The sequence below is a fragment of the Limnohabitans sp. 2KL-3 genome (genome assembly GCF_001269405.1).
Taxonomy (GTDB): domain Bacteria; phylum Pseudomonadota; class Gammaproteobacteria; order Burkholderiales; family Burkholderiaceae_C; genus Limnohabitans_A.
In genome coordinates, this window is the sequence record NZ_CXON01000013.1 from 95,589 (window position 1) to 119,598 (window position 24,010).

Consider the following 24,010-nt stretch of genomic DNA (forward strand, 5'->3'; position numbering starts at 1 on the left):
CGTCGCGATCACGCCACGCAGACCACGGCTCATCCCCCCGGGGGCGGTGCCTACAAATCACTTCATTTGAAAAGAGATTGCAACAGCTTGAAATCGGGGTGCTCAGCCGTTCGGACCCACTCAAACGCCACCATCTCAGCGGTCACCAGTTCGGCCCCCGCCCCGGCCAAACGGTCATAGGCTGCATCGCGGTTGCGCTCGGTGCGCGAACTGCAGGCATCGGTCACCACCCACACTTCAAACTCGTCTTCCAGCAAATCCAGGGCGGTTTGCATCAAGCAAATATGCGCCTCACAACCGGCCAACACAATCGTTTTGCGTTCCTGCGCAGCGGCTTGGGGCTTTTGCAGGTGGCGCGGCAAACTGCGGGCGTTGCCACGCGGGGCCTGGGGTGGCTCGGGTTGCAACCATTCACCCAGACCTTCTTCAACAGCACTGAATTGCATTTTGGCCAGCACCTGGCGGCAGTGACTTCGGATGTCGGGGGGCATCTCACCCAAACGCGACGGATTTTGCTCTGTGCCCCAAGTCGGCACCTCCAAGGCCTGCGCCAAAGTCGCCAAGCGAGCGGCATTGGCCCACACCGCATCGGCGTCCAGCATTGCAGGCTTGAGGCGAGCCTGAAAATCCACCAACACCAATTGGCTTTCGTCTGCATTGATCAACATGTTTTTTCCCGATAGCTTTTGAGCTTGGATTGTCGCAGCACCGCCATCTTTCCATTCAGGGCATCCCCTAGGTTGCCCACTTGCGAGTCAAAAAAAGAAAAACATCAGTTATGCTTGAACACTATGCGTTGGTGGATCCCCCTCACTGTTATTTGCTTGGTCAGCCCCGTGGCCTTGTCTGCGCCGTCCGATGAGGAGGTGCAAGCAGCGCTTGAAACCGGTTTGGTGACCCAATTTGGTGGACAACTGAGCCAAGCCAAAGACAAGGCCAGCAGCAAAGCCACAGGCATGGTCATGCAGGCCATGGACTTGTTGGGCGTCCCCTACAAGCGCGGTGGCTCCAGCGAAAGCTCGGGCTTTGATTGCAGTGGTTTTGTGCGCCACCTTTACGAAAAATCGGTCGGTCAACTGCTGCCTCGTCGTGCCGAAGAGCAAGCCCGCAGCACCGAAGTCATTGAGCGAGAAGAACTCAAACCGGGTGATCTGGTATTTTTCAACACCATGAGGCGAGCCTTCAGCCATGTCGGCATGTACGTCGGAGATGGCAAATTCATTCACGCCCCCCGTGCAGGCAAATCGGTCAAGATTGAAGACATGCGCAGCGCTTATTGGCAAAAACGCTTCAACGGGGCCCGTCGGCTCCCTTTGGACAGCGAACCTACAAAACCATGAAAACACAAATCGACCACTTGGTGGTCATGGCCTCGTCGTTGGACGTTGGCGTGCAGTGGTGCCAAGACACTTTGGGCATCACCCCTGCAGCGGGTGGTGAACACGAAAAATACGGCACCCACAACCGCTTGTTCAAGATCGCCACGCCCAACTACCCCTTGGCCTACTTTGAAATCATTGCCATCAACCCCGATGCCGTGATTCCCAAGCGCTCACAAGTGCCTCGCTGGTTCGACATGGACGATGTTTCGCTGCAAAAAGCCATACAACAAGGCCCACGGCTGATTCATTTTGTCAGCAGCACCGACGACATCAAAACCGCCAGGCACCAGTTGCGCAGCCAAGGCATCGAACGCGGTCAGGTGGTGCACGCCAGCCGCAAGTCCAGCAAAGGCACCCTGAACTGGCAAATCACCGTGCGGGATGACGGTGAGCGCTTGTTCAACGGCACTTTGCCCACCCTGATTCAGTGGGGCAAACCCGATTCAGCCGAACCCCTGCGACTGCACCCCCGCAACAGCCTGCCACGCTCGGGCGTGACCTTGCAAAGCCTGACCGTGAGCCACCCAAGCGCCACCAAACTGCAAGCCGCCTATGAATCGATCGGCTTGCAAGGTGTCAGCGTTCAAGCCGGTGACGCCAACATCGTGGCCACCCTGCAAACCCCCAAAGGCTTGGTTCAACTGCAAAGCATGGGGCTGTGAGCATCAGGCTCTGAGGTCTTGGGCTTTCATGGACTGCACTTTGCTGTAAGCGAGCAGCAGTTTTTGGTGCATGGCGCAGCCGTCCATTTGCAAACCCGGGGCTGACAGGCCCATGAATCGGTCAGTTTGTGCAATCAAGGCTTGGGCTTGCCCCACAGCAGAGGCCCCATACAACTGGCGCAAAGCGGACAAATAAGGCCCGGTGTTGCCCCCGTCTGACAGCTGAATCAGGGTCTCGACACAGGCATAGACCGCACGCCGCTGCGCAGCGATGGGGTCAAAATGGCGAATCCACTCACAGCCTTCGAGCGTGGCCTCCTCATTGCCCGAGGCCAGCGCCAGCAGAGTTTTGAGCTCACCCACCCGCAAATCGGCCCAAAACGTCCCGGCATCGGCCACCATGCCGATGGCAGCGGCCACCGGGCCTGGGTCGGGCAGGCTTGACTCGTTCAGACTGGCCAACAAATCTTCGCACTCGTCATCGCCCAAATCGCTCAGGTTCAAAATCGCCTCGCGCATCGGGTTGGCCATGCTGTTGTTCTCAAAATCGAGGTCATCCACCGGGTAAATCTCAGACATGCCGGGCACCAAAATGCGGCAGCCATACACACCCAAGTGCTCCAAATCCGAGATGTAAATGTCAAAGCCTTCCTCGTGGATTTTGCTGATCAACCAGACATAGTCTTGCGTCGTGGTGGTCGAAAAGTTCCAGTCCACAAACACATGGTGCGGAATTTCACTCAGGAAGTTCCAGTGGATCTTGCCGCTTGAATCCACAAAATGACGCTCGATGTTGCTGGCGCTGGCCGCCTCTTCCAGGTCAAAAGTGGGTGGCGCAAAGCCCTTGAGGCTGTCGAGCGCACGGCCTTGCAGCAACTCGGTCAGTGCCCTTTCAAGGGCCACCTCAAACCGCGGATGCGCCCCAAAACTGGTCAAACAGCCTTGGTCTTGCGGGTGCAACAAGGTCATGTTCAACACCGGGTATTGCCCGCCCAGCGAGGCGTCTTTGACCAAAATGCCAAAGCCTTCCGCCCGCAACGCGGCCACGCCTGCGGCAATGCGCGGGTAGCGCTTGATAACGGCCTCGGGCACGTCGGGCAAACAAAGGCCCTCACCGATGATGCGGGCCTTGATGTGGCGTTCAAACACCTCGGACAAGGCTTGCGTGCGGGCCTCGGCCGCACTGTTGCCCGCCGACATGCCATTGCTCGCATACAAATTGCCCATGATGTTGACCGGCATGTACACGGTGCTGCCATCACGCTGACGCACGTACGGGAGAGTGCAAATGCCGCGTTCTTCGTGGCCCGAGTTGAAGTCAACCAAACTGCGGGCAGGAATGCTGCCCTCGGGGTTGTAGAAGGCATGCAGCTCTTGGTTCAGGATGCCTGGGGGCCACACATCGTCCTCGGGCAGATCAAACCAGCGCTCTTGCGGGTCATGCACAAAGTCGTGGTTGGCGATGTCGGGCCCCAGGTAACAGTGGGTCCAGAAAGAGTTGGTCCACAGGCGCTCAACAAATGCCCCCAAAGCGCTGGCCAAGCAAGCCAGGCGGCTGGTGCCCTTGCCCAGGGTGAACAACATCGGGCAATCACGGTCGCGGATGTGCACCGACCAAATGCCCTCGACCGGATTGAGCCAGTTTTTTTCTTCGATGTGAAAGCCCATCGATTGCAGCTTGGCCTGCAGGGTTTGGATCGTGGCTTCCAGCGGTGCGTCTTTGCCAGGAATGTAACTTTGAGGATTCACGGCAAGGGCCTTGTCGGGGTTGCGTCCATCTGGACGAGCTTGCATTTTGCCTGCCAAACTCAGCCAGGGCCGTTTTCAATCAAGTGATGGCCCGGCGTCTTTGGGCAAAGTGGTCAACAGCGCCATGCCCACAACCATCACGGCGGCCGTCAGCCACAAAGCCCCCTTGAAACTGCCCGTGGCCTGCGCCATGGCCCCGGCCACAACGGGCGCGATCATTTGCGCTGCGCCATAGCTGAGCGTCAAACGGGCCATGGCCTTGCCCGGGTTTTGGGGCGCACGCCGCCCCACCAAGGCCAAGGTCAAGCTCACGATGCCAATGAAAGTCGCCCCATAACCCAGAGCACCGATCAGCGCTGCGGTCAGTGAACCCGACAAAGCGGGCAGCACGATGGACACGGTCTGCAGGCCAAAGGCCAACAGCAAGGCCGGGATATCGCCCAACTTTCTGGCCACGCGGTCCCACAAAAACACGGCTGGCATGGCCGCCAGCCCCACCAGCGCCCAAGCCAAAGCGCCCTGCCCGGCCAAAGCCGGTTCGCGCTCGACAATGGCCACGGTGAAGGTGGCGCTGATCACAAATCCCCAGCCCGCCGCAAAATAGCTCAGCGCCATGGTCACCATCCAGCGGCGCGAGACTTGAGGCTGCGCCTGAGCAGCGGCTGCAGCGATGGGTGCGGGCGGCACGGGCGGTCGCCACAACCAGGCCGGCACAAAAAACACCAACCCCAAAGCGGCAAAGGCCAACCACTGGTCCGACCACAGCGTCCAGATGCCCGACAAGACCCAGGCACCCAGCGCCGACACCACAATGCCCAGCCCCAGACCAATGAACAACACCCCCAGCTCTGGCCTGCGGCCTTGGCGCATCAGCCAGCCCAGCACCAGCCCCGAGCCCAGCAGCATGCCGGTGGCCCCGCACAGACCGCCCAAAAAGCGCCACAGCCCCCAAGCGGGCAACCAACTCGACAGCGCCATGGCTGCCGTGGTGAGCAAGGCCATCCACAGGCCTGCACTGTAAAAACGGTGACGCCAACGCACATCGTCCATCCAGGCCGTGACCAAGGCCCCCACGATGTAGCCCGCGTAATTGATGGCGGCCAAGCCTCCGGCAGCGGCATCGTTCAAACCGGTTTGTGCCTGCAAGGCGGGCAACAAGGGCGTGTAGGCAAAACGGGCCAGGCCAATGGTCAGCACCAGGCCACAAATGCCCCCCAACATGACTTGCCAGGCTTGCAGGGGACGGGTAATGGGTGTGGAGGGCATGGGCAGGGTGTCGGTCAATCTCCACTATTGTGGCCTGAGGCTGGCCCGATTCAAAAAACGGGCCAGGCGCACGGGCGCTTGCACCCGCTTGGCGCGTCACGCAGATGACAGCCTGGGGCCTGGTCCAAAGGGTTTTCACCCTGCACAGCACGGGCCACGCGTCCTAAAGTGAAAACTCCCAAGGAGACCCACCATGCCCATCAAACACTTCCGTTCACGCAACACCCCGACCCTCACCCAACTGGCCTCACCGCTCAAACGGCAGCTTGGTCTCAGCCTCTTGCTGCTGAGCTTGGGGGCCTTCAGTGCCACCAGCGCTGTGGCCCAAGCCTTTCCCACCAAACCGTTGCGTCTGGTGGTGACCTTTCCCTCGGGCGGTGCGCCCGACATCCTGGCGCGGCTCTTCAGCGAAAAAGCGCAGCTGGGATTTCCGGTGGTGGTGGACAACCGCCCCGGTGCAGGCGGCAACATCGGCGCGGACAACGTGGCCAAGTCGCCCGGCGACGGCCACACCCTCGTCATGGGCACCGTGGGCACGCATTCCATCAACGGGGCTTTGTACGAAAAAATGCCGTACGACATGGTCAAGGACTTCAGCCCCATCTCGCTGATCGCCTCGGCCCCCAACCTGCTGGTGGTGAACAACGCCCTGCCCGTCAAAAACGTGCCCGAGCTGATCGCCTACATGAAGGCCAACCCCAACAAGCTCTCGTTTGGCTCCCCGGGCATCGGCACCTCGGTGCACGTCTCGGGCGAACTGTTCAAGTCCCTCACCGGCACCACCATGGAGCATGTGCCCTACAAGGGGCGTCAATTTGCCATCCCCGACCTGATCGGCGGCAGCATCCAGGTCATGTTTGACAACATGCCCTCGGCCCTGCCCATGGCCAAAGAGGGCAAGATCCGGGCTTTGGCACAAACCACCGCCACCCGCTCACCGGCCGCGCCCGATGTGCCCACCGTGGCCGAATCGGTGCCCGGCTTTGAAGCCACCACCTGGTTTGCCATGTTTGCCCCGGCCAACGTCCCCCGCCCCGTGATCGACAAGCTCAACGCCGAGGTACTGCGCGTGTTCAAACTGCCTGAAGTGCAAGAGCGCCTGAAAACCCTGGGCCTCGACCCCGTGCTCTCCAGCCCTGCTGAGTTGGCCCGCTACCAGGCCAGCGAAATCACCAAGTGGGCCAAAGTGGTGAAGGACTCGGGCGCCAAGGCGCAGTGATGCAGCATGCTTCAAAGGCTCAGCAACCCCTCGCTGAGCCCAATGCTTGATCCGGCCCAATGAAGTTTGCCTGAACGCTTTTTTGTAGGAGCGACGCCCTCGTCGCGATAAAGCCCCGCAGACCACCAAGAATCGCCCCGAGGGCGGGGCTCCCACAAAGCCCCCATCGCTGATCGCTGTCCCCAAGGCAAGCCTTGCACTTCAAACGTCACAGGGCCGGGATTGACCCGGCCCGATGAAGTTTGCATGAACGCTTTTTTGTGGGAGCGACGCCCTCGGCGTGAACGCCTTTTTGTAGGAGCGACGCCCTCGTCGCGATAAAGCCCCGCAGACCACCAAGAATCGCCCCGAGGGCGGGGCTCCCACAAAGCCCCCATCGCTGATCGCTGTCCCCAAGGCAAGCCTTGCACTTCAAACGTCACAGGGCCGGGATTGACCCGGCCCGATGAAGTTTGCATGAACGCTTTTTTGTGGGAGCGACGCCCTCGTCGCGATAAAGCCCCGCAGGCCACCAAGAATCGCCCCGAGGGCGGGGCTCCCACAATGCGCCCATCGCTGATCACGGTCCCCAAGGCAAGCCTTGCACTTCAAACGTCACATGGCCGGGATTGATCCGGCCCGATGAAGTTTGCATGAACGCTTTTTTGTGGGAGCGACGCCCTCGGCGTGAACGCCTTTTTGTAGGAGCGACGCCCTCGTCGCGATAAAGCCCCGCAGGCCACCAAGAATCGCCCCGAGGGCGGGGCTCCCACAATGCCCCCATCGCTGATGACCACCCCCAAGGCAAGCCTTGCACTTCAAACGTCACAGGGCCGGATCAATCAACCAACTCAGAGATCTCGATCAGGTTCAGGTCGGGGTCTCTGAGGTAAATGGAGCGGATCTTTTGGGTGGCACCGGTGCGCATGACCGGGCCTTCCACGATGGGCCAATTGGCCTCGGTCACACGGGCCATGACCTCATCCAACGGCACGCTGGCGATGAAACACAGGTCCAAGGCACCTGGCACCGGCAAATGGGCTTTGGGCTCAAACTCCCGGCCGCGCACATGCAGGTTGATTTTCTGGTGGCCAAACTTGAAGGCCTGGCGCTGAACCGGGGGCGTGCCACCCACAAAAGTTTCGAGCTGCATGCCCAGCACGCGGGTGTAAAAGTCGATGCAAGCGGCCTCGTCGCAGGTGGTCAGCACCAGATGGTCCAGGTGGTCGATCATTGAAAAAACTCCTCTGTGTATTCGGCGTCTGCAACAGCGCTCAGGCCACGATGCCCTGCTCGCGCAGCGCCTGAATTTGTGCGGCACTCAGGCCCATGCTACTGAGCACCGCGTCGCTGTCCTGACCGATGCCGGGCGCGTTGCGCCGGTGCCCGCCGGGCGTGCGCGAGAGCTTGGGCACGATGCCGGGCACCATCAAATCGCTGCCGTCTGGCATGCGCACGGTTTGCAGCATTTCACGCGCCTGGTAGTGCGGGTCGTGGGCAATGTCGGCCACGGTGTAGATGCGCCCGGCCGGCACACTGGCACGGTCCAGTGCGGCCAGCACCTCGTCCACCGTGTGCTGGGCCGTCCACTGGCCAATCACGCCGTCGATTTCGGCCACGCGGGCCACACGGCCGGTGTTGTCTTTCAGGGCCGCGTCTTGCGCCAGGTCGTCCCGGCCAATCTCGGCCATCAGGCGCTTGAAGATGCTGTCGCCATTGCCCGCGATCAGGGCGTAGCCGCCGTCCTTGCACAGGTAGGCGTTGCTCGGCGCAATGCCCGGCAAAGCGCTGCCCGCTGGGCCACGCACCGCACCAAAAGCGCTGTACTCGGGCAGCAGGCTTTCCATGCAGTTGAACATGGCCTCGTACAAAGCCACATCAATCACCTGCCCTTTGCCAGAAGTCTGGCGCTCGTGCAAGGCCAGCAAAATGCCAATCACGCCGTGCAAAGCCGCCAGCGTGTCGCCCAGGCTGATGCCCACACGCACCGGCACACGGCCGGGCTCGGCCGTCAGGTGCCGAATGCCGCCCATGGCCTCGCCCACCACGCCAAAACCCGGGCGGTCGCGGTAAGGGCCGGTCTGGCCGTAGCCGCTCACCCGCAGCATGATCAAGCGCGGGTTGAGCGCCAGCAAATCGTCAGGCCCCAAGCCCCAGCCTTCCATCGCGCCGGGACGGAAGTTTTCGATCAGCACATCGCTCTCGGCGGCCAGCTGGCGCACGATGTCCTGCGCGGCGGGCTGCTTGAGGTCCAGCGCCAAAGACTGTTTGTTGCGCGACTGCACCTGCCACCAGACCGAGGTGCCGTCTTTCATCAAGCGCCATTGGCGTAAGGGGTCGCCCGCGCCGGGGGGCTCGATCTTGACCACATCGGCCCCGAAATCGCCCAGGGTTTTGGCGGCAAAAGGGCCGGCGATCAACTGGCCCAATTCGAGGACCTTGAGACCGGCCAAAGGGCCGGTGGCGGGGGAAAAAGCTTTGTCTGCGTTCATGGCCTCCAGTGTAGGCAATGCGCCCGGCATGACTTGATCGAAATGAACAGTTGCCACGAACCCTCAACACCACCCATGACACGGCCTGATAAAGACCACCGCCACGACAGCCTCATCACGCCTTGCGAACATGCGCTTCCAGCCCTCGGCGCGGTGCCGGGCCAATCGCGGGGCCGTGACCCAGGCGGGTCCACATCTGCACCGTGTGCCCGCGTTCGGCCGCGCCCAACAGCTGGTGTACGGCCTGATAGTGCGCCGCCTGCTCAGGGTATTCCTGCAAGGCCTGCGACAAGGGGTGCATGGACAAGCCCTGCGCCGTGGCGGCCAATTGGGCCCGCACATAGGCACGCCCGGTTTGCAGCTGGGTGATGCGGTCGTTGCGCGCGGTGCTCAGCCAAAAATAAGCCGGGGTGCTGGCGATGGCGGCATTGAAGCGCTCCAGCTGGCCTTTGATTTCCGAGCTGTCCGGCGCTGAGGCTTGGGTGCGGTCAAACAAGCCCAAGGCATTCAGGGCGCGCACCATGGGCGAGTTCAGCGATATGCCGTCGCGGTGCTGGGCGATTTCTTGGGGGCCAATGCGCAGCACATGGTAAGACTCCAGCAGCGTACGCGGCGTGACCAGCTCGGTGCGCCAGGCGTCCATGGCGATTTGCGCATGGCGAGCCATGGCCGCATCTTCTCCCCGTGTAACAAGGCCCAATGTGACAGGCAACCCTTTGACGCTGTCGCGCACAACCTGCAAAGCCGCGGCATCGGGCGTGCGCGCTTCGTACACGCCCTTGTGCGTGTGGCGCTTGAAGACTTGCGCAAACAGCGGGTCGGGCCGCACCTGCGCATCGCGCACCAGGCGGATGCGGGCGGTCGGCCGGGCGTCGGGGGCCGTGGCGCTGAACTCGCCTTCGGGGAAAGGCGTGACCTCGGTGCGGTAGCCGCGCTGGCGGGCGGCCAGGTCCAGCACCTCGATGAAGGTGCCTTGGCTGATGACCAGTTGGCGCGACAGCGGATCGGTCTCGGGCAACAAGCGCTTCATGTCCATTCGCAGCACGATGGTATCGGGCGTGTCCAAGTCCACCAGCCACGACTGCAGGTTGTGCGCGTGTGGGGCCAACAAAGCGTGTGACAACACCCAGCGGCGGATGTCGAGGTTATCGGCCGGAGGCTGCCAGGCCGCGATGGCTTCGGCGGGCATGCTGCTGTCGCAAGCGGTCAAGCTGGTCACGGTGGCTGCGGCGATGAAGCCGCCGCCTGCAATGCGCAAAATTTGTCGTCTGTTCATGGTGTTTCTCCAGAGGGTTCGTCAAGGGTTTGTGAGGGTTGAGGACGATTGTCTGGAGACGGTGGCTATTGCACAATTGCATAAATTCAAGCACCAGCCATTCACAAATGAATAAATCCAACTTCAACTGGGCCCTGATCCAGTCCTTTTTGGCCGCCCTGGAACACGGCAGCCTCATGGGCGCAGCGCGCGCCACGGGCGTGAGCCAGCCGACCTTGGGGCGGCACATCGCCGAGCTGGAAAGCCAGCTGAACCTGCTGCTGTTTGAGCGCACCGGGCGCGGCCTGCAAGCCACCGGCCATGCCTTGGCACTGGCCGAAGCGGCACGCGCCATGCACGCGGGCGCAGCCGATTTTTCTCGGCTGGCCTCGGGGGCTGGGCAATCGGTGCAAGGCAGCGTGCGCCTGTCGGCCAGCCAGCCAGTGGCTTTTCATCTGCTGCCGCCCATCCTGGCGCGCATGCGTCAAACCCTGCCTCAGGTCACGGTGGAGTTGGTGGTGAGCAACTCGGTCAGCAACTTGCTGCTGCGCGAAGCCGACATCGCCTTGCGCATGGTGCGGCCAGAACAAGGCAGCTTGGTGGCGCGGCAAATTGGCCAAGTGCGGCTGCGCGCCTGTGCCAGCAAGGACTACTTGCAACGCCGGGGCACCCCGCAAGTGCCCGAAAATTTGGCCGAACACGACCTGATCGCGGGCGACACGAACACCGAAATCCAGCAAGGCTTTCAAGCCATGGGCTACCCGGCCAGCGCACTGCATTTTGGGCTGCGCACCGACGATATGAATGTGCAATGGGCCGCCGTGCGGGCCGGGCTGGGCATCGGCTTCATGAGCGAGCACCAGATGCAAAGCGACGCCGCCATCACGGCCGTCCTGCCCATGCTCACCCTGCCAACGCTACCTGTTTGGCTCACGGTGCACCGCGAACTGCGCACCAGCGCCCGCATCCGGGCTGTGTATGACTTTTTGGCGGATGAGGTGGGGCAGGCGCTGCAAAAACAGCCAGCCAACCCAACCCGCCTGAATGAGAGTGGCCCTCTCTGATTGACTCGGGCCAGATCGGTATGGATCCAATCCTGTGAAGTTTGATCAGTTCGAGCAGGAATGCCTCAGGTTGAAACCGCCTCAGGCCTGCCAGGGGTTCAACCAAACCAAGCCCAAACCCTCGAAATGCCTTGTGTTGCGCGTCGCCAATCGCGCACCGTGCGCCAAGCAGGTGGCCGCAATTTGCGCGTCGGCCATCGCCAATGGCTGACTCAATTGCTCCCGCGCCGCCACCAAATCGGCATAAACCACCGCTGCGGGTAAATCAAAGGCCAACACACGGCCAGCAAAGTCTTCGGCCAGCATGGCCTCAAAGGCCTGCGTCAACTGCAACCGGCGAGTTCCAGATGGCAAACGGGCCAGTCCGTAGAGCAGCTCAGACACCACCACGCTGCACAGCCACAAATCCCGGTCCGACTGCGCATCCACCCAAGCCAGCACCGCCGGGTTGGGTACGGGCCGCATCAGCTCCGAGACCACATTCGTGTCCAGCACGATCACAGGCCGAACCCTGAAGCCTCGTTGCCAAAGTCCGCCGCACGGGCAGGCTCGCTGCGTTCTGGCGGTGGCAAGTCCGCACCGCCTATTGCCGCAAACCGGGCGTGCAGCCGACTGCCCAAACCCTTGGCCGCAGCGGGCTGCGACAACACGCTGCGCAAGATGGTTCGCACCTCTTCCTCCATGGACCGGCCGTTGGCCGCTGCGGCCAAACGCAGTTTGTCCTTGATCTCGGTCTCGATGTTGCGGATGGTCAAGGTTGACATGGGGCTCCTCCTTTGGGTTTGACAGCAATGCTAGCAATGAAAGCATTTTTGTCAAGGCAGACACATCCATCGCCAAGTCAAATGCAGCATCAAAGAGTCTTCTTTTTAAAAATTTGAAAACTAAATAATAAATCTGACCTCTAGAATCGAATGAATACCCCCTTATTCATTTTCACGAGAGCGCTAGATTCAAATGATTCATCCTCAAGAACAGCAGGACCTGCTCAACGACCGAGCCGAAGCCTTCAGCAAAGAGTTTGCCGACGCCAGTTACGAAATGGGCCAAGGGCAAAACTTTGTGCGTGAGTTGTGCGGCGTGTATGGGCTGAACTACCTGCGCTCGGTGGACTTTGAACGGCGGGTGGCCAAAGACAGCGGAATCGGCAATTTGCGCATCGACGGCTTTTTCCCGGGCCTGCTGCTGGTGGAGATGAAATCCAAGGGCAAAGACCTGGCCGAAGCCTATGAACAGGCCAAGGGCTACATCCCCAAGCTCAAAAACAAAGAAGACCAGCCGCGCTACATCCTGGTCAGCGACTTTCAAAACCTGCACCTGTACGACGAAACTGGCGAGCAAGCGCCCATCCAATTCAAGCTGGCCGACTTCAAAAGCCACGTCAATGATTTGGACTTTTTGCTCGGCTACGAGCGCATCTACCAAGACCGCCAAGCCGCCGCCAGCATCGAAGCAGCCAGCCGGCTGGGCAATCTGCACGACGCCATCAAGCAAACCGGCTACCGGGGCCAAGACCTGCAAACCCTGTTGGTGCGTTTGTTGTTTTGCCTGTTTGCCGACGACACCGCGCTGTTCAACAAAGAAGACGCTTTCAAGCTGGCCGTGCAAAACAGCAACAGCGCAGGCGACGATTTGGGCGGCAAACTGCAACGCATTTTTCGGCGACTGGACACCAACCCCCACACTTCGGCCAAGGACGGTGCCAGCACACAACGCACGGACGGGCAATACGCTTACCTGCTGGACTTTCCTTATGTGAACGGTGCCCTTTTTACCAAGCGCATCGAAGACCCGGACTTTGACGCCGCCTCGCGCCAGGCCCTGCTGGGCTGCTGCGCCATCGACTGGTCCGAGATCAGCCCTGACATTTTTGGCACTTTGTTCCAGCACATCATGCATTGGGACGACGAAGAGGCCCAAGGCAAAACCAAAAAGCGCCGTGACTTTGGAGCCCACTACACCAGCGAGCGCAACATCCGGCGCGCCATCGATCCGCTGTTTTTGGAGGCCCTGCAAGCCGAGTTGGCGCTGTGCAAGGGCGACGCCAAAAAACTCAAGAACTTTGTCACCAAACTGGCCAGCCTGCACTTTTTTGACCCCGCCTGCGGTTGTGGCAACTTTTTGGTGGTCACCTACCGCGAACTGCGCTGGCTGGAGCAGCAAACCCTGCTGGAGCTGAACAACACCCCCGGCGCACAGCAAACCATGCCCCTGTGCAACGTACACCAGTTTCACGGCATCGAGATCGACCCCACCGCCGCCGAGATTGCCACCGTGGCCATGTGGCTGACCGACCACCAAATGAACCAACGCTGGGCCAACGGTTACAAACGCATCCCGCTGGCCAGCAAAGCCAACATTCACCAAGGCAATGCTTTGCGAGTCGACTGGAACGCCGTCATTGCGGCCCCCAAGGTCAGCTTCATCGTGGGCAATCCACCGTTTTTGGGCTACACCCAGCAAAGCGCCGAGCAAAAAGCCGACATGGCCCTGATCTTTGGCAAAGCCCAAGGCACCGGCGTGCTGGACTATGTGACCGCCTGGTATGTCAAAGCCTTTGAGCAAATCAAGGCCAACCCGCAGATCAAAGCCGCTTTTGTGTCCACCAACAGCATCACCCAAGGCGAACAGGTCTCGGTGCTGTGGCAACCGCTGTTTGACCAAGGCCTGCACATCCACTTTGCGCACCGCACATTCAAGTGGAGCAACGAAGGCTCGGGCGTGGCGGCGGTCCACTGCGTGATCGTGGGCTTTGGTCTGGACAAGCCCAAAAAGTGTGATTTGTGGGACTACGGGCAGAAAATTGGCGGTGACGGGCAATTGCAAAAGACGCGGCGGATCAATGCGTATTTGGTGGATGCGCCTGCCATTTTTCTGTCCAATCGGCGCGAACCACTGTGCAAGGTGTCGCCCATGAACAAAGGAAGCCAACCCACCGACGGCGGCCACCTGCTGCTGAGCGCCGATGACGAACAAGCCATCCGCAGCACCGACCCGATTGCGGCGCGCTATATCCGGCCCTTCTTGGGCGCGGAAGAATTTATCAACAACACGCCGCGCTTTTGCCTGTGGCTGGCGCACATGACCAACGCCGATTTGGCCGCATCGCCCGAATTGCAAAGACGCATCGCGGGCGTAAAAGCCATGCGCCTGGCCAGCCCCAAAGTTCCCACTCAAAAACTGGCCGCCGTGCCGCATTTGTTTGGCGAAGTTCGCCAACCTGCGGGCAACTACCTGTTGGTGCCCTTGCACTCCTCAGAAAACCGTTCCTTCATCCCGGTGGGTTTCTTTGACAGTGACGTCATCTGCAGCAACGCCAACTCGCTCATTCCCGAGGCTACCCTTTACCACTTCGGCATGTTGAACTCAACGATGCACAACGCTTGGACCCGTGCTGTCTGCGGTCGTATCAAAAGCGATTACCGTTACTCCAACACCATCGTCTACAACAACTACCCCTGGCCCACGCCCAACGCGGCCCAGCAAGCCGACATCGAAGCCGCTGCCCAAGCCGTGCTGGACGCCCGCGCCCAGAACCCCGAGAAAAGCCTGGCTTGGCTGTACGACCCCGACAACTTGCGCAAAAACAAAAGCCTGCAAGCCGCGCACGACGCGGTGGACGAAGCCGTGGACGATGCCTATGGCTACGAAGAAAGCAACGACGACACCCACCGCGTCGCCTATTTGTTCAAGCTTTACGAAAAACTGGCCCTGGCCCCCATGCTGGAGCCCGCCGAGACGGCCAGCCCTGCCAAAAAGCCACGCAAAACGACAAGCAGCAAAGCACGCTAAGTCCATGGAAAGGTGTCGCTCAATGGGACGCGAATCCATGGATTGACATCATTCAGGCCCATTTTGAGGAGCACAGGCCATGGCATCTGTCACTGTCAGAAACTTGCCCTAGGCGACACACCGAGCCCTTAAGCTGCGCGCTGCCCAGCGTGGCCGAAGCACCGAGGCCGAAATTAGCCTGATTTTGGAAAATGCCGTGGCCCCAAAAATCGGCTTGGGCTCAGCTTTGGTGGCGATTGGCCAACAACTGGGCGGCATCGAACTGGACTTGCCACGGGACAAGCACACGGTCGAACCGGCGAGCTTTGAATGACCATCGCGGCGAGGGCGCCGCTCCTACAAAGAAAGGGGTGGTCTGCGGGGCGCTATCGCGGCGGGGGCGCCGCTCCTACAAAGAAAGGGGTGGTCTGCGGGGGGCTATCGCGGCGGGGGCGCCGCTCCTACAAAGAAAGGGGTGGTCTGCGGGGGGGTATCGCGGCGGGGGCGCCGCTCCTACAAAGGTCAGATCGAGGGGCCGCTCAATCCCGATAAATCGAAATTTGCGGCGCGCCATCGCCTTGCACCACGCCCCGGTACATGCCCTCGGTGTTGAAGGCCAACTGGTAGTGGCCATGCCGATCCAGCGCAATCACCCCGCCGCGCCCGCCTGTGGCGTCGAGTTTTTCGCGCACCGTGGCCTCGGTGGCCTGGGCCAGGCTCAAGCCGCCGTAGGCCATGCGGGCGGCGATGTCGTGCGCCACCACGCCGCGCATGAAAAATTCGCCCGCACCGGTGGCCGACACGGCCGCCGTGGCGTCGCAGGCATAAGTGCCCGCGCCAATCAGGGGCGAATCGCCCACGCGGCCAAACATTTTGTTGGTCATGCCGCCCGTCGAGGTGGCAGCGGCCAGGTGGCCGTGCGCATCCAGCGCCACGGCCCCCACGGTGCCAAATTTGCGGTCAATCGGTTCGTGCTGGCCCTGTGGGTGCTGACCGTCGTGGTCCAGCATCACCTGCTGGTGCGCCAAAGCGGCTTGCAGTTGTTGCCAGCGGTGCGCCGTGTGAAAGTATTCAGGCCCTTGCATGGCCAAGCCTTGCGACTGGGCAAAGGCTTCTGCCCCTTGGCCGATCAGCAGGACATGGCCGCTTTGCTGCATGACAGCCTGCGCCGCCAAAATCGGGTTGCGCACCGACACCACACCCGCCACCGCACCGGCTTGGCCCGTGGCACCGTCCATGACGGCGGCGTCCATTTCGTTGCGACCCTCGTGGGTAAAGACCGAGCCCTTGCCTGCGTTGAACAAGGGGCAGTCTTCGAGCACGCTCACCGCTGCCACCACCGCATCAACAGCCGAAGCCCCCCGCAGCAGCAGTGACTGCCCTGCCCTCAAGGCCTGACCCAAGGCTTCGCGGTATTCCAGTTCTTGCGCCGGGCTCAGGTTGGCACGCGTCAAGGTGCCTGCACCGCCATGCACCAACAAAGTCACCGGGGCTGGCATGGTCATCCGATCAATCGTTCAGATGGCAAGCCGCCTGGTGTTGCGTGCCCACGTTTTTGAGCACGGGTTCTTCCACCTTGCAGCGCTCGGTGGCCTTGGGGCAGCGGGGGTGAAAGTGGCAGCCCGTGGGCCGGTTGACGGGGTTGGGCACATCGCCGGTGAGCACAATGCGCTTCTTTTTGGCCTTGGGGTCCGGAATGGGCACGGCCGAGAGCAAGGCCTCGGTGTAGGGATGCTTGGGGTGGGTGTACAAATCGCGCGAGGGCGCGATCTCGACCACGCGGCCCAGGTACATCACGGCCACCCGGTTGCTGATGTGTTCGACCACCGACAAATCGTGCGCGATGAACAAATAGGTCAGGCCCATTTTGGCCTGCAGGTCTTCGAGCAGGTTGATGACCTGCGCCTGAATCGACACATCGAGGGCCGACACCGGCTCGTCACACACAATCAGTTTGGGCGACACGGCCAAGGCGCGGGCAATGCCGATGCGCTGGCGTTGCCCGCCAGAAAACTCGTGCGGAAAGCGCCGCATGTGGTCGGCGTTCAGGCCCACGGTTTCCAGCAAATCCACCACACGGGCCTGGTATTCAGAGGCCGACTTGGTGAGCTTGTGGATGGTCAACGCCTCGCCAATGATGGCCTCGACCGTCATGCGCGGATTGAGCGAGGCAAACGGGTCCTGAAAAATGATCTGCATGTCGCGCCGCACTTGGCGCAGCGCCTGCGGGTTCATGGCGGTGACGTCTTGCCCGTTGAAGCGCACTTCGCCCGCGCTGGGCTCGATCAGCCGCAAAATGCAGCGCCCGGTGGTCGACTTGCCGCAACCGGACTCGCCCACCATGCCCAGGGTCTCCCCCGCCGCAATGCTGAGCGACACGCCATCCACAGCGTGCACACGGCCCACTTCACGGCTGAGCAGACCCCCTTTGATCGGGAAGTATTTGGTCAGGCCCTTGACCTGCAAGAGGTCAGGAGCTTGGTCGGGCGCTTGGCTGGTCGCACCGGATGAGTGCTCAGCGGAGGACAAGGAAGCAGTGTCTGGGGTCATGTCGCAAAGTGGCAAGCCACGCGGTGTCCGGGGGTCAATTCGCGCAACTCGGGCATCTCGGACGCGCAACGGGCGTTGGCGTGCGGGCACCGGGGCGCAAAGCGGCAGCCGGGGGGTGGAAGGATCAACTTGGGCACCGAGCCGGGAATGGCGTGCAGGCGCTGCTTGTGCGCACTGTCCAGGTCCAGCCGGGGAATGGATCGGATCAGGCCCTGGGTGTAGGGGTGGGCGGGCGAACCAAACAGGTCTTCGACCGAGGCTTCTTCGACCACACGGCCCGCGTACATGACCACCACCCGCTGGCAGGTTTCGGCCACCACACCCATGGCGTGGGTGATCAGCAAGATGGACATGCCCATCTGCGACTTGAGCCGATCGAGCAAATCCAGAATCTGCGCCTGAATCGTCACGTCCAGCGCCGTGGTGGGCTCGTCGGCAATCAGCAGTTTGGGGTTGCACGACAAAGCCATGGCAATCATCACGCGCTGGCGCATGCCGCCCGAAAACTGGTGCGGGTAGTCATGAACCCGTTGCTCGGGTTTGGGAATGTTCACCAGGCCCAGCATCTCGATGGCGCGGGCCTTGGCCTGTTGGGCCGTCAAGCCCTCGTGCAGCCGCAAGGACTCGCCGATTTGTTCGCCCACGCTGAGCACCGGGTTGAGCGAGGTCATGGGCTCCTGGAACACCATGGCGATCTCGCGGGCGCGGATCTTTTGCATTGCCGCCGAATCGGCCTGCACCAGGTCACGGCCTTCGAACCAGATCTGACCGTGGGCAATGCGCCCCGGTGGCATGGCCAGCAGCTTCATGATGGTCATGGCCGTGACGCTTTTGCCGCAACCGGATTCGCCCACCACACCCAGCGTCTCGCTGCGGTCGATGTGAAAACTCACGCCATCCACGGCATGCAAAACACCGTCATCGGTGTCAAAGTGCACCTGCAGGTCCTGGACTTTCAACAACGCTTGGCTCATCCGTCAACCTCTTTAAAGCACGCGGCGCGGATCGTAGGCATCGCGCAGACCGTCACCGATGTAGTTGATGGCCAACACGGTGATGAAAATCAACAAGCCAGGAAACAAGGCCCAGTGCGGCGCAATGTCCATGTGGTCCTTGGCGTCAAACAAAATGCGGCCCCAGGTCGGGATGTCGGGCGGAAAACCCAGGCCCAAAAACGACAAGGTGGACTCGGCAATGATGGCCGCTGCCACGTCGATGGTGGCCGCCACAATCACCGGCCCCATGGCATTGGGCAAGATGTGCACCGTGACCTGCCGCCAGGGGCTGGCCCCCAAAGCCCGAGCCGCCTCGACAAACTCTTTTTCGCGCAGCGATAAGAACTGGGCACGCACCAGACGGGCCACCGGCATCCAGCGCAAGCCCCCAATGACCGCCACCACCAAAATGAACACCCCCATCTCGGTGCCCACCCATTTCTTCAGCGTGTCATTGAACAGGTAAAAAATCAGCAGCAGCAAAGGCAGTTGGGGCAAAGACAAGAACAAGTCGGTCAGCCACATGAGGAACACATCGACCGGGCCTTTGGACATGCCCGCCACCGCCCCCACCACCACACCCACCGTGATGGCAATCAGCATGGCGGCCAGCCCCACGGCCAGCGAAATGCGCCCACCGTACAACATGCGGGCCAGCAAGTCTTGTCCCAAATCGTCGGTGCCCAAAGGGTGCGCCCACGAAGGCGGCTGCATGCGGGCCGAAAAATCAATGTCGCTGATGGGCACCCGCCAAAGCCATGGGCCCAGCAAGACCGCCAGCACAATGAAGGCCAAAATGACGGTGCAGATCACCGCCAAGCGGTGGCGTTTGAAGCGTCGCCAGGCCTCGCGCCCCGGCGACACCGGCGCCCTGGATTTGGGGGCCGTCTCAGGCAAAGGAGATGCGGGGGTCAAGCCAGCCATACACAATATCTGCCAAAAGGTTGCACGCAATCACCAGCGCGGAAAAAACAAAAGTCACGGCCATGATCACCGGGGTGTCATTGGCCAGCATGGAGCTGATGATCAAAGAGCCAATGCCCGGCACCCTGAAAATCTGCTCGGTCACAATGGCACCGCCAAAAATGGCTGGCATTTGCAAGGCCACCAGGGTGACCACCGGGATGAGCGCATTGCGCAGCACATGCTTGGTGATGACCACTTTTTCGGCCAAGCCTTTGGAGCGGGCCGTGGTCACATAGTCCAGGCGAATCACATCCAGCACCGCCGAGCGCACATAACGCGTCCACGAACCCGCCTGAAACAGGCCCAGCACCGTGACCGGCATGATCATCTGCTTGAGGTGTTCCCAGTAAAAGCGCCAGCCTGTTTCGGCAATGTCGGCCCGGTACACAAAAGGCAACCAGTCCAGGTGGATGCTGAAAAACAGGATCAGCAAGATGCCCGTGAAGAACGTGGGCAAGGAAAAACCAATGAAGGCCAGCGTGCTGGCCACTTGGTCAAACACCGAATACGGCTTGGATGCGGCATAAACCCCCACCGGAATGGCGATGCACAAAGCCAGAATCTGCGAGGAGCCAATCACCAACAAGGTGATGGGCAGCCTTTGCATGATCAGCGTTTCCACATCCACCCGGCTGATGAAGGAAAAGCCCCAGTTGCCCTGCATCATGGCCGTCAGCCAATTCCAGTAGCGCACCATGAGCGGATCGTCCAAACCGAACTTGGCACGCAAGGACGCGGCCACTTCGGCGGGGATGTTCGGGTTGTTGACCAGCTCACCAAATGGATCGCCGGGGGCCAGTGCCAGCACTGAAAACAACACGAAGCTGATGCCCAGCAAGCTGGGCACGGCGATCAGGATGCGCCGCAGGATGTAACTGAACATGGCTGTCGATCAGGTGTTGCGGTACCAATCCTTGAGCAGCCAGAAGTCGTTGTCCCACCCGCTCAGCGGTGCCACCAGGTTGTTCACCGCGCCCGATGTGCGTGGGCGGTAGACCACCGGGATGATGCACACCCCGGCCACGGCCAGCTCGTTCATCTTGATGAACATGGCGGCACGCTTGATGGTGTCCATCTCGCTTTGCGCAGCCGTGTAAGTGGCGTCGTATTCAGGGTTGGACCAACGCGTGCTGTTGCGACCTTGCCACTTGTTGGCCTTGGTGGCGAACTCCCATGAGCAGTACTGGTCCATGAATTTCTCAGGGTCCGGCTGCGGCATGGTGGTGGTGAACATCTGCACATCACAGAAGAACTTGGTGTAGGTGTCGGGGTTGGCGGGGTCCGACGAGAAATACACCGAGCCGGTCACGGATTTGAGCTCCATGTCCACACCGGCTTTTTGCGCCGCTTGTTTGATGATTTGCTGGGTCTTTTGGCGGGGTCCGTTGATGGACGTCTGGAACACCAGTTTGAGGCGCTTGCCGTCCTTGACACGAATGCCATCAGATCCTTTTTTCCAGCCAGCACCTTCGAGCAAGGCGCTGGCTTTGTCGATGTTGAATTCGAACTTGGTGTTCTTGGAGACAAAGCGCTGCGGGTTGTTCAGAAAGTTGGCCGTCGCAACACCCGTGCGACCATAAATGAACTTTTGCACGCCATCGCGGTCCACCAGCATGTTCAGCGCCTGGCGCACCGCGATGTCGCTCAGGATCGGATGCTTGGTCTTGCTGTTGGCCCGCTCGCCATCGACCTCGGTCCACGGGTCGGTCATGTTGAGCTGAATGAATTCGATGTTGCCGCCCGGCACAATGTTGGTGCGCCCCTTGCCGCCTTGCTCCAAGCGCAGCAGCAGTTCGTCTTCGACTTGCAGGTTCCAGGCGTAATCAAACTCGCCTGTTTGCAACACAGCACGCGCCGCCGACACGGCATCGCCCCCGCCCTTCATTTCGATGCTGTCAAAGTAAGGGCGGTTGGCCTCGTGGTATTCGTTGTTGATGACACCACGCACCATGTCACCCGGCTTGAAGTCCACAAACTTGTAAGGACCAGTGCCCACGGGCTTGAGGTTGTTGGGCGCTTCGCGCGACTTGGCCCCTTTGTAGGCTTCGAACAAATGCTTGGGCAAGATCATGCCCAGGTTGCCCACCAGCGGGTCAGCCCAATAAGGCGTGGGCTTGGCAAACTCCACCTTCACCGTGTGGCTGTCAATTTTGGTGACCTTGATGTCTTTGTAAGAGCCAATCGTCACCGCCGAGGTGGCCGGGTCGGCGGCATAAGCGGCCGTGAACACCACATCGTCGGCCGTGAACGGCTTGCCGTCATGCCAGAGCACATTGCGTTTGAGTTTCCAGGTCACCGATTTGCCGTCGCGTGACAGACCACCGTTGGTGGTGCTGGGAATTTCGGCCGCCAAAAAGGGCACCAGGTTGCCGTCGTTGTCCCAGCCGGCCAGGGGTTCGTAAAAGATGCGTGAGCCTTCTTGGTCTTTGGTGCCCACAGCAAAGTGCGGGTTCAGCAAGGTCGGACCTTGCCACCACAGTGCCTTCAAGGGGCCACCACCCCCGCGTTTGGTGGGTTTGTAAGTGGAGGCGGTTTGCGCCATGGCAATGCCCGACGACATGAGCAACTGCGAGGCCATGGGCACGGTCAGGCCATAGCCGATCATTTTTCGAATGAAGTCTTTGCGGCTGATGCCTTGTTCTCGAACCTGCTCAATCAAGCCGCGCAATCCGTTTTCATCCATGGTCGTCTCCTGTGTTGAAAAATGAAACAAGCCTCAAGGCCTGTAGCACACGTTACCCCCAAATCACACAAACACCATTAGGGTTATGCTTTAGAAACAGCCCCCAACAATCCCAAAGGAGACACCATGGCCATTCACAAAAGTTCCATCACCTTGCCCAGCATGACGCCCGGCACCCAGCGCAGCATTCCGGTGCTGCGCTTTGGCAAAGCCGGTGCCCGGCCCAAGGTCTACATGCAAGCGGCCATCCATGCCAACGAGATGCCCGGCACCATGGCCATGCACCACCTCATGCCCTTGCTGGCCGAGGCCGACAAGAAGGGCTTGATTCAAGGTGAGATCATTTTGGTGCCCACGGTCAACCCGATTGGCCAAGCGCAGCTGGTGGGCAACTCACACGCGGGCCGCTACAACTTGCTGAGCTACGAAAACTTCAACCGCAACTGGATTGACCTCACCGATGCCGTGGCCGAACGCGTGGGCAAGAAGCTGGGCGCTGATGCCGAGGCGAACGTGCGCACCATCCGCAAAGCGGCCCAAGACAGCCTCAAGGCCTTGAAGCCCCTGAACGAGCTGGGCACGCTGCGCGTGGAAGTGCAAAAACTCAGCTGCGATGCCGACTTTGTGCTGGATTTGCATTGCGACATTTACGCTGCGCTGCACCTGTTTGGCGCTAAAAACGATGTGGCCACGGGCACGTTGAGCTCACTGGCGGCCGACCTGGGCGTGGAAGCCACGATGTACAACGACCCCTACCCCAAGGCCCTGACGTTTTCGGGCGTCAACAGCGTGCTGTGGGCACGTCTGGCCGAGCAGTTTCCGAAGGCCAACATCCCGCAAGCGTGCATGTCCGTCACGGTGGAGATGCGCAGCCAGCACGATGTGAGCGACGCCTTGGGCCAGTCCGATGCGCAGAACCTGTACCGCTGGCTGGTGCGCCAAGGCGTGGTGGGTGGCCAAGCTGCGCCGCTGAAAAAGTTGAAAACCGCACCCGCCCCCATGAGCGGCATGGACGTGGGCTACAGCACCTGCACCGGCTTTTTGGTGTTCCACGTCAAGCCAGGCGCCAAGGTCAAAAAAGGCCAGGCCATTTGTGATGTGATCGACCCGGCCAACCCCCACGGCCCCAAAGGCCGAACCACCTTCACCAGCCAGACCGATGGGGTGCTGTTTTCACGGCGTCTGGACGGCTACCTGTCCTGGCCCGGCCAAGTGATGTACCGCATCAGCGGCCCCAAACCCCTGCCCCACCGCATCGGTGCCACGGGCTTGGACGACTGATCTGAACATTTTCACGAAGCACCCCACCTAGCACCGCCGTAGGAGCCCCACCCTTGGCGAGATGCAGTTTGTAGGAGCCCCGCCCTCGGGGCGATTCTTGGTGGTCTGCGAGGGTTTTCGCGACGAGGGCGTCGCTCCTACAGGGGAAAAAGAGCCCTGCCCTTGGCGAGATGCAGTTTGTAGGAGCCCCGCCCTCGGGGCGATTCTTGGTGGTCTGCGAGGCTTTTGCGACGGGGGCGTCGCTCCTACAGGGGAAAAAGAGCCCTGCCCTTGGCGAGATGCAGTTTGATAGGGGTAGGAAAGGCCAAGGCCTCCCCTCCCTCCGAACCGTGCGTGCAGTTTTCCCGCACACGGCTCTCCAGTCAGTGGTTTCCTCATCGGGATTGGCTCGCTTGCATTCGGGCCTGCGTCATGGTGAACAGCCCCAACTGCGCGAAGTACTCGTTTGGCCAGCGTTTGTGATCAACTTGGCTCTTCCCCATCCCCGGGCTCTTTTGCTGCTTGCGCAGCATCGCCCTCAACCTCCTGCGGATGAATCCGTCTATGCTGGGGAATGTGCTTTTATAGGCGTGCTTGAAGTAGCCAAACCATCCCTTGAGCATGGGGCCAAGCTCTTTAATGACAACGCGCAGACTCTCGCCTCTCGTGCGCTTGGTCTTTTCTCGCACCTAGATCGGAAGAGCACACGTCTGAACT

General features: G+C 60.8%; 21 protein-coding genes. 6 read left to right on the forward strand and 15 right to left on the reverse strand.

All coding sequences use genetic code 11. The features are described from left to right. Nucleotides 1-62: 62 nt before the first annotated feature. Entirely contained in the window at nt 63-668 is a 606-nt protein-coding gene (locus AMM41_RS15200; RefSeq protein ID WP_089960704.1) for an isochorismatase family protein, read from the reverse strand. A 123-nt stretch (nt 669-791) separates the two neighbouring features. Here AMM41_RS15200 and AMM41_RS15205 point away from each other — a divergent pair, with 123 nt between their 5' ends. Further along, a complete protein-coding gene (locus AMM41_RS15205; RefSeq protein WP_089960707.1) occupies nt 792-1,340 on the forward strand; it encodes a C40 family peptidase in 549 nt (182 codons plus the stop codon). Beyond that, nucleotides 1,337-2,044, forward strand: coding sequence for a VOC family protein (locus tag AMM41_RS15210; protein WP_089960711.1), 708 nt, complete (start codon nt 1,337-1,339; stop codon nt 2,042-2,044). Before AMM41_RS15205 ends, AMM41_RS15210 begins: the two co-directional genes overlap by 4 nt. 3 nt (nt 2,045-2,047) lie before the next feature. Here AMM41_RS15210 and ycaO read toward each other — a convergent pair whose 3' ends face one another. Further along, complete coding sequence (ycaO, locus tag AMM41_RS15215; protein ID WP_194944818.1) at nt 2,048-3,838, reverse strand: 30S ribosomal protein S12 methylthiotransferase accessory factor YcaO; 1,791 nt, start codon at nt 3,836-3,838, stop codon at nt 2,048-2,050. Between the two features lie 30 nt (nt 3,839-3,868). Next, nucleotides 3,869-5,059: a YbfB/YjiJ family MFS transporter gene (locus AMM41_RS15220; RefSeq protein WP_089960780.1), complete on the reverse strand. Its 1,191-nt coding sequence runs from the start codon at nt 5,057-5,059 to the stop codon at nt 3,869-3,871. A gap of 193 nt (nt 5,060-5,252) precedes the next feature. Between AMM41_RS15220 and AMM41_RS15225 the strand changes: the two genes are divergently transcribed. Continuing rightward, entirely contained in the window at nt 5,253-6,278 is a 1,026-nt protein-coding gene (locus AMM41_RS15225; protein ID WP_089960714.1) for a Bug family tripartite tricarboxylate transporter substrate binding protein, read from the forward strand. Between the two features lie 817 nt (nt 6,279-7,095). Here AMM41_RS15225 and AMM41_RS15230 read toward each other — a convergent pair. The 3 genes from AMM41_RS15230 to AMM41_RS15240 all read right to left on the reverse strand — a co-directional run bounded on the left by AMM41_RS15230 (nt 7,096) and on the right by AMM41_RS15240 (nt 10,025). Continuing rightward, nucleotides 7,096-7,491 carry a VOC family protein gene (locus tag AMM41_RS15230; protein WP_089960718.1) on the reverse strand — a complete coding sequence of 132 codons (396 nt, stop codon included), beginning with the start codon at nt 7,489-7,491 and terminating at the stop codon, nt 7,096-7,098. Nucleotides 7,492-7,531: 40 nt separating this feature from the next. Further along, on the reverse strand, nt 7,532-8,749 hold the full coding sequence (locus AMM41_RS15235; RefSeq protein WP_089960784.1) for a CaiB/BaiF CoA transferase family protein: 1,218 nt from the start codon (nt 8,747-8,749) through the stop codon (nt 7,532-7,534). A 115-nt stretch (nt 8,750-8,864) separates the two neighbouring features. Continuing rightward, the gene (locus AMM41_RS15240) at nt 8,865-10,025 is read right to left on the reverse strand and encodes an Acg family FMN-binding oxidoreductase (protein WP_089960721.1); all 1,161 of its coding nucleotides are present in this window, start codon (nt 10,023-10,025) and stop codon (nt 8,865-8,867) included. Nucleotides 10,026-10,132: 107 nt separating this feature from the next. Here AMM41_RS15240 and AMM41_RS15245 point away from each other — a divergent pair, with 107 nt between their 5' ends. Further along, the gene (locus tag AMM41_RS15245) at nt 10,133-11,068 is read left to right on the forward strand and encodes a LysR family transcriptional regulator (RefSeq protein ID WP_089960725.1); all 936 of its coding nucleotides are present in this window, start codon (nt 10,133-10,135) and stop codon (nt 11,066-11,068) included. A gap of 81 nt (nt 11,069-11,149) precedes the next feature. Here AMM41_RS15245 and AMM41_RS15250 read toward each other — a convergent pair whose 3' ends face one another. Then, nucleotides 11,150-11,563, reverse strand: a complete 414-nt coding sequence (locus tag AMM41_RS15250; RefSeq protein ID WP_228769303.1) for a type II toxin-antitoxin system VapC family toxin — start codon at nt 11,561-11,563, stop codon at nt 11,150-11,152. 2 nt (nt 11,564-11,565) lie between these two features. Continuing rightward, nucleotides 11,566-11,832 carry a FitA-like ribbon-helix-helix domain-containing protein gene (locus tag AMM41_RS15255; protein ID WP_089960730.1) on the reverse strand — a complete coding sequence of 89 codons (267 nt, stop codon included), beginning with the start codon at nt 11,830-11,832 and terminating at the stop codon, nt 11,566-11,568. Between the two features lie 193 nt (nt 11,833-12,025). Between AMM41_RS15255 and AMM41_RS15260 the strand changes: the two genes are divergently transcribed. Beyond that, the gene (locus tag AMM41_RS15260) at nt 12,026-14,860 is read left to right on the forward strand and encodes a class I SAM-dependent DNA methyltransferase (RefSeq protein WP_089960734.1); all 2,835 of its coding nucleotides are present in this window, start codon (nt 12,026-12,028) and stop codon (nt 14,858-14,860) included. 518 nt (nt 14,861-15,378) lie between these two features. On the opposite strand, the gene AMM41_RS15270 is transcribed toward AMM41_RS15260, so the two are convergent. The 6 genes from AMM41_RS15270 to AMM41_RS15295 are packed head-to-tail and all read right to left on the reverse strand — an operon-like array spanning nt 15,379 to nt 22,033. Continuing rightward, complete coding sequence (locus tag AMM41_RS15270) at nt 15,379-16,344, reverse strand: isoaspartyl peptidase/L-asparaginase family protein (RefSeq protein ID WP_228769304.1); 966 nt, start codon at nt 16,342-16,344, stop codon at nt 15,379-15,381. A 4-nt stretch (nt 16,345-16,348) separates the two neighbouring features. After that, on the reverse strand, nt 16,349-17,389 hold the full coding sequence (locus AMM41_RS15275; protein ID WP_089960740.1) for an ABC transporter ATP-binding protein: 1,041 nt from the start codon (nt 17,387-17,389) through the stop codon (nt 16,349-16,351). Then, a complete protein-coding gene (locus AMM41_RS15280; RefSeq protein ID WP_089960744.1) occupies nt 17,386-18,363 on the reverse strand; it encodes an ABC transporter ATP-binding protein in 978 nt (325 codons plus the stop codon). Before AMM41_RS15280 ends, AMM41_RS15275 begins: the two co-directional genes overlap by 4 nt. A 12-nt stretch (nt 18,364-18,375) precedes the next feature. Next, nucleotides 18,376-19,308, reverse strand: coding sequence for an ABC transporter permease (locus tag AMM41_RS15285; protein ID WP_089960747.1), 933 nt, complete (start codon nt 19,306-19,308; stop codon nt 18,376-18,378). Next, nucleotides 19,274-20,233, reverse strand: a complete 960-nt coding sequence (locus AMM41_RS15290) for an ABC transporter permease (protein WP_089960751.1) — start codon at nt 20,231-20,233, stop codon at nt 19,274-19,276. Before AMM41_RS15290 ends, AMM41_RS15285 begins: the two co-directional genes overlap by 35 nt. A 9-nt stretch (nt 20,234-20,242) precedes the next feature. Beyond that, complete coding sequence (locus tag AMM41_RS15295; protein ID WP_089960753.1) at nt 20,243-22,033, reverse strand: peptide ABC transporter substrate-binding protein; 1,791 nt, start codon at nt 22,031-22,033, stop codon at nt 20,243-20,245. Nucleotides 22,034-22,159: 126 nt separating this feature from the next. Between AMM41_RS15295 and AMM41_RS15300 the strand changes: the two genes are divergently transcribed. Beyond that, nucleotides 22,160-23,314 (forward strand): succinylglutamate desuccinylase/aspartoacylase family protein, encoded by a 1,155-nt coding sequence (locus tag AMM41_RS15300; RefSeq protein WP_089960756.1) that lies wholly within the window; start codon nt 22,160-22,162, stop codon nt 23,312-23,314. Nucleotides 23,315-23,688: 374 nt separating this feature from the next. Here the strand turns inward: AMM41_RS15300 and AMM41_RS15305 are convergent, their stop codons facing one another. Next, a complete protein-coding gene (locus tag AMM41_RS15305; RefSeq protein ID WP_228769305.1) occupies nt 23,689-23,982 on the reverse strand; it encodes a group II intron maturase-specific domain-containing protein in 294 nt (97 codons plus the stop codon). Nucleotides 23,983-24,010 lie beyond the last annotated feature (28 nt).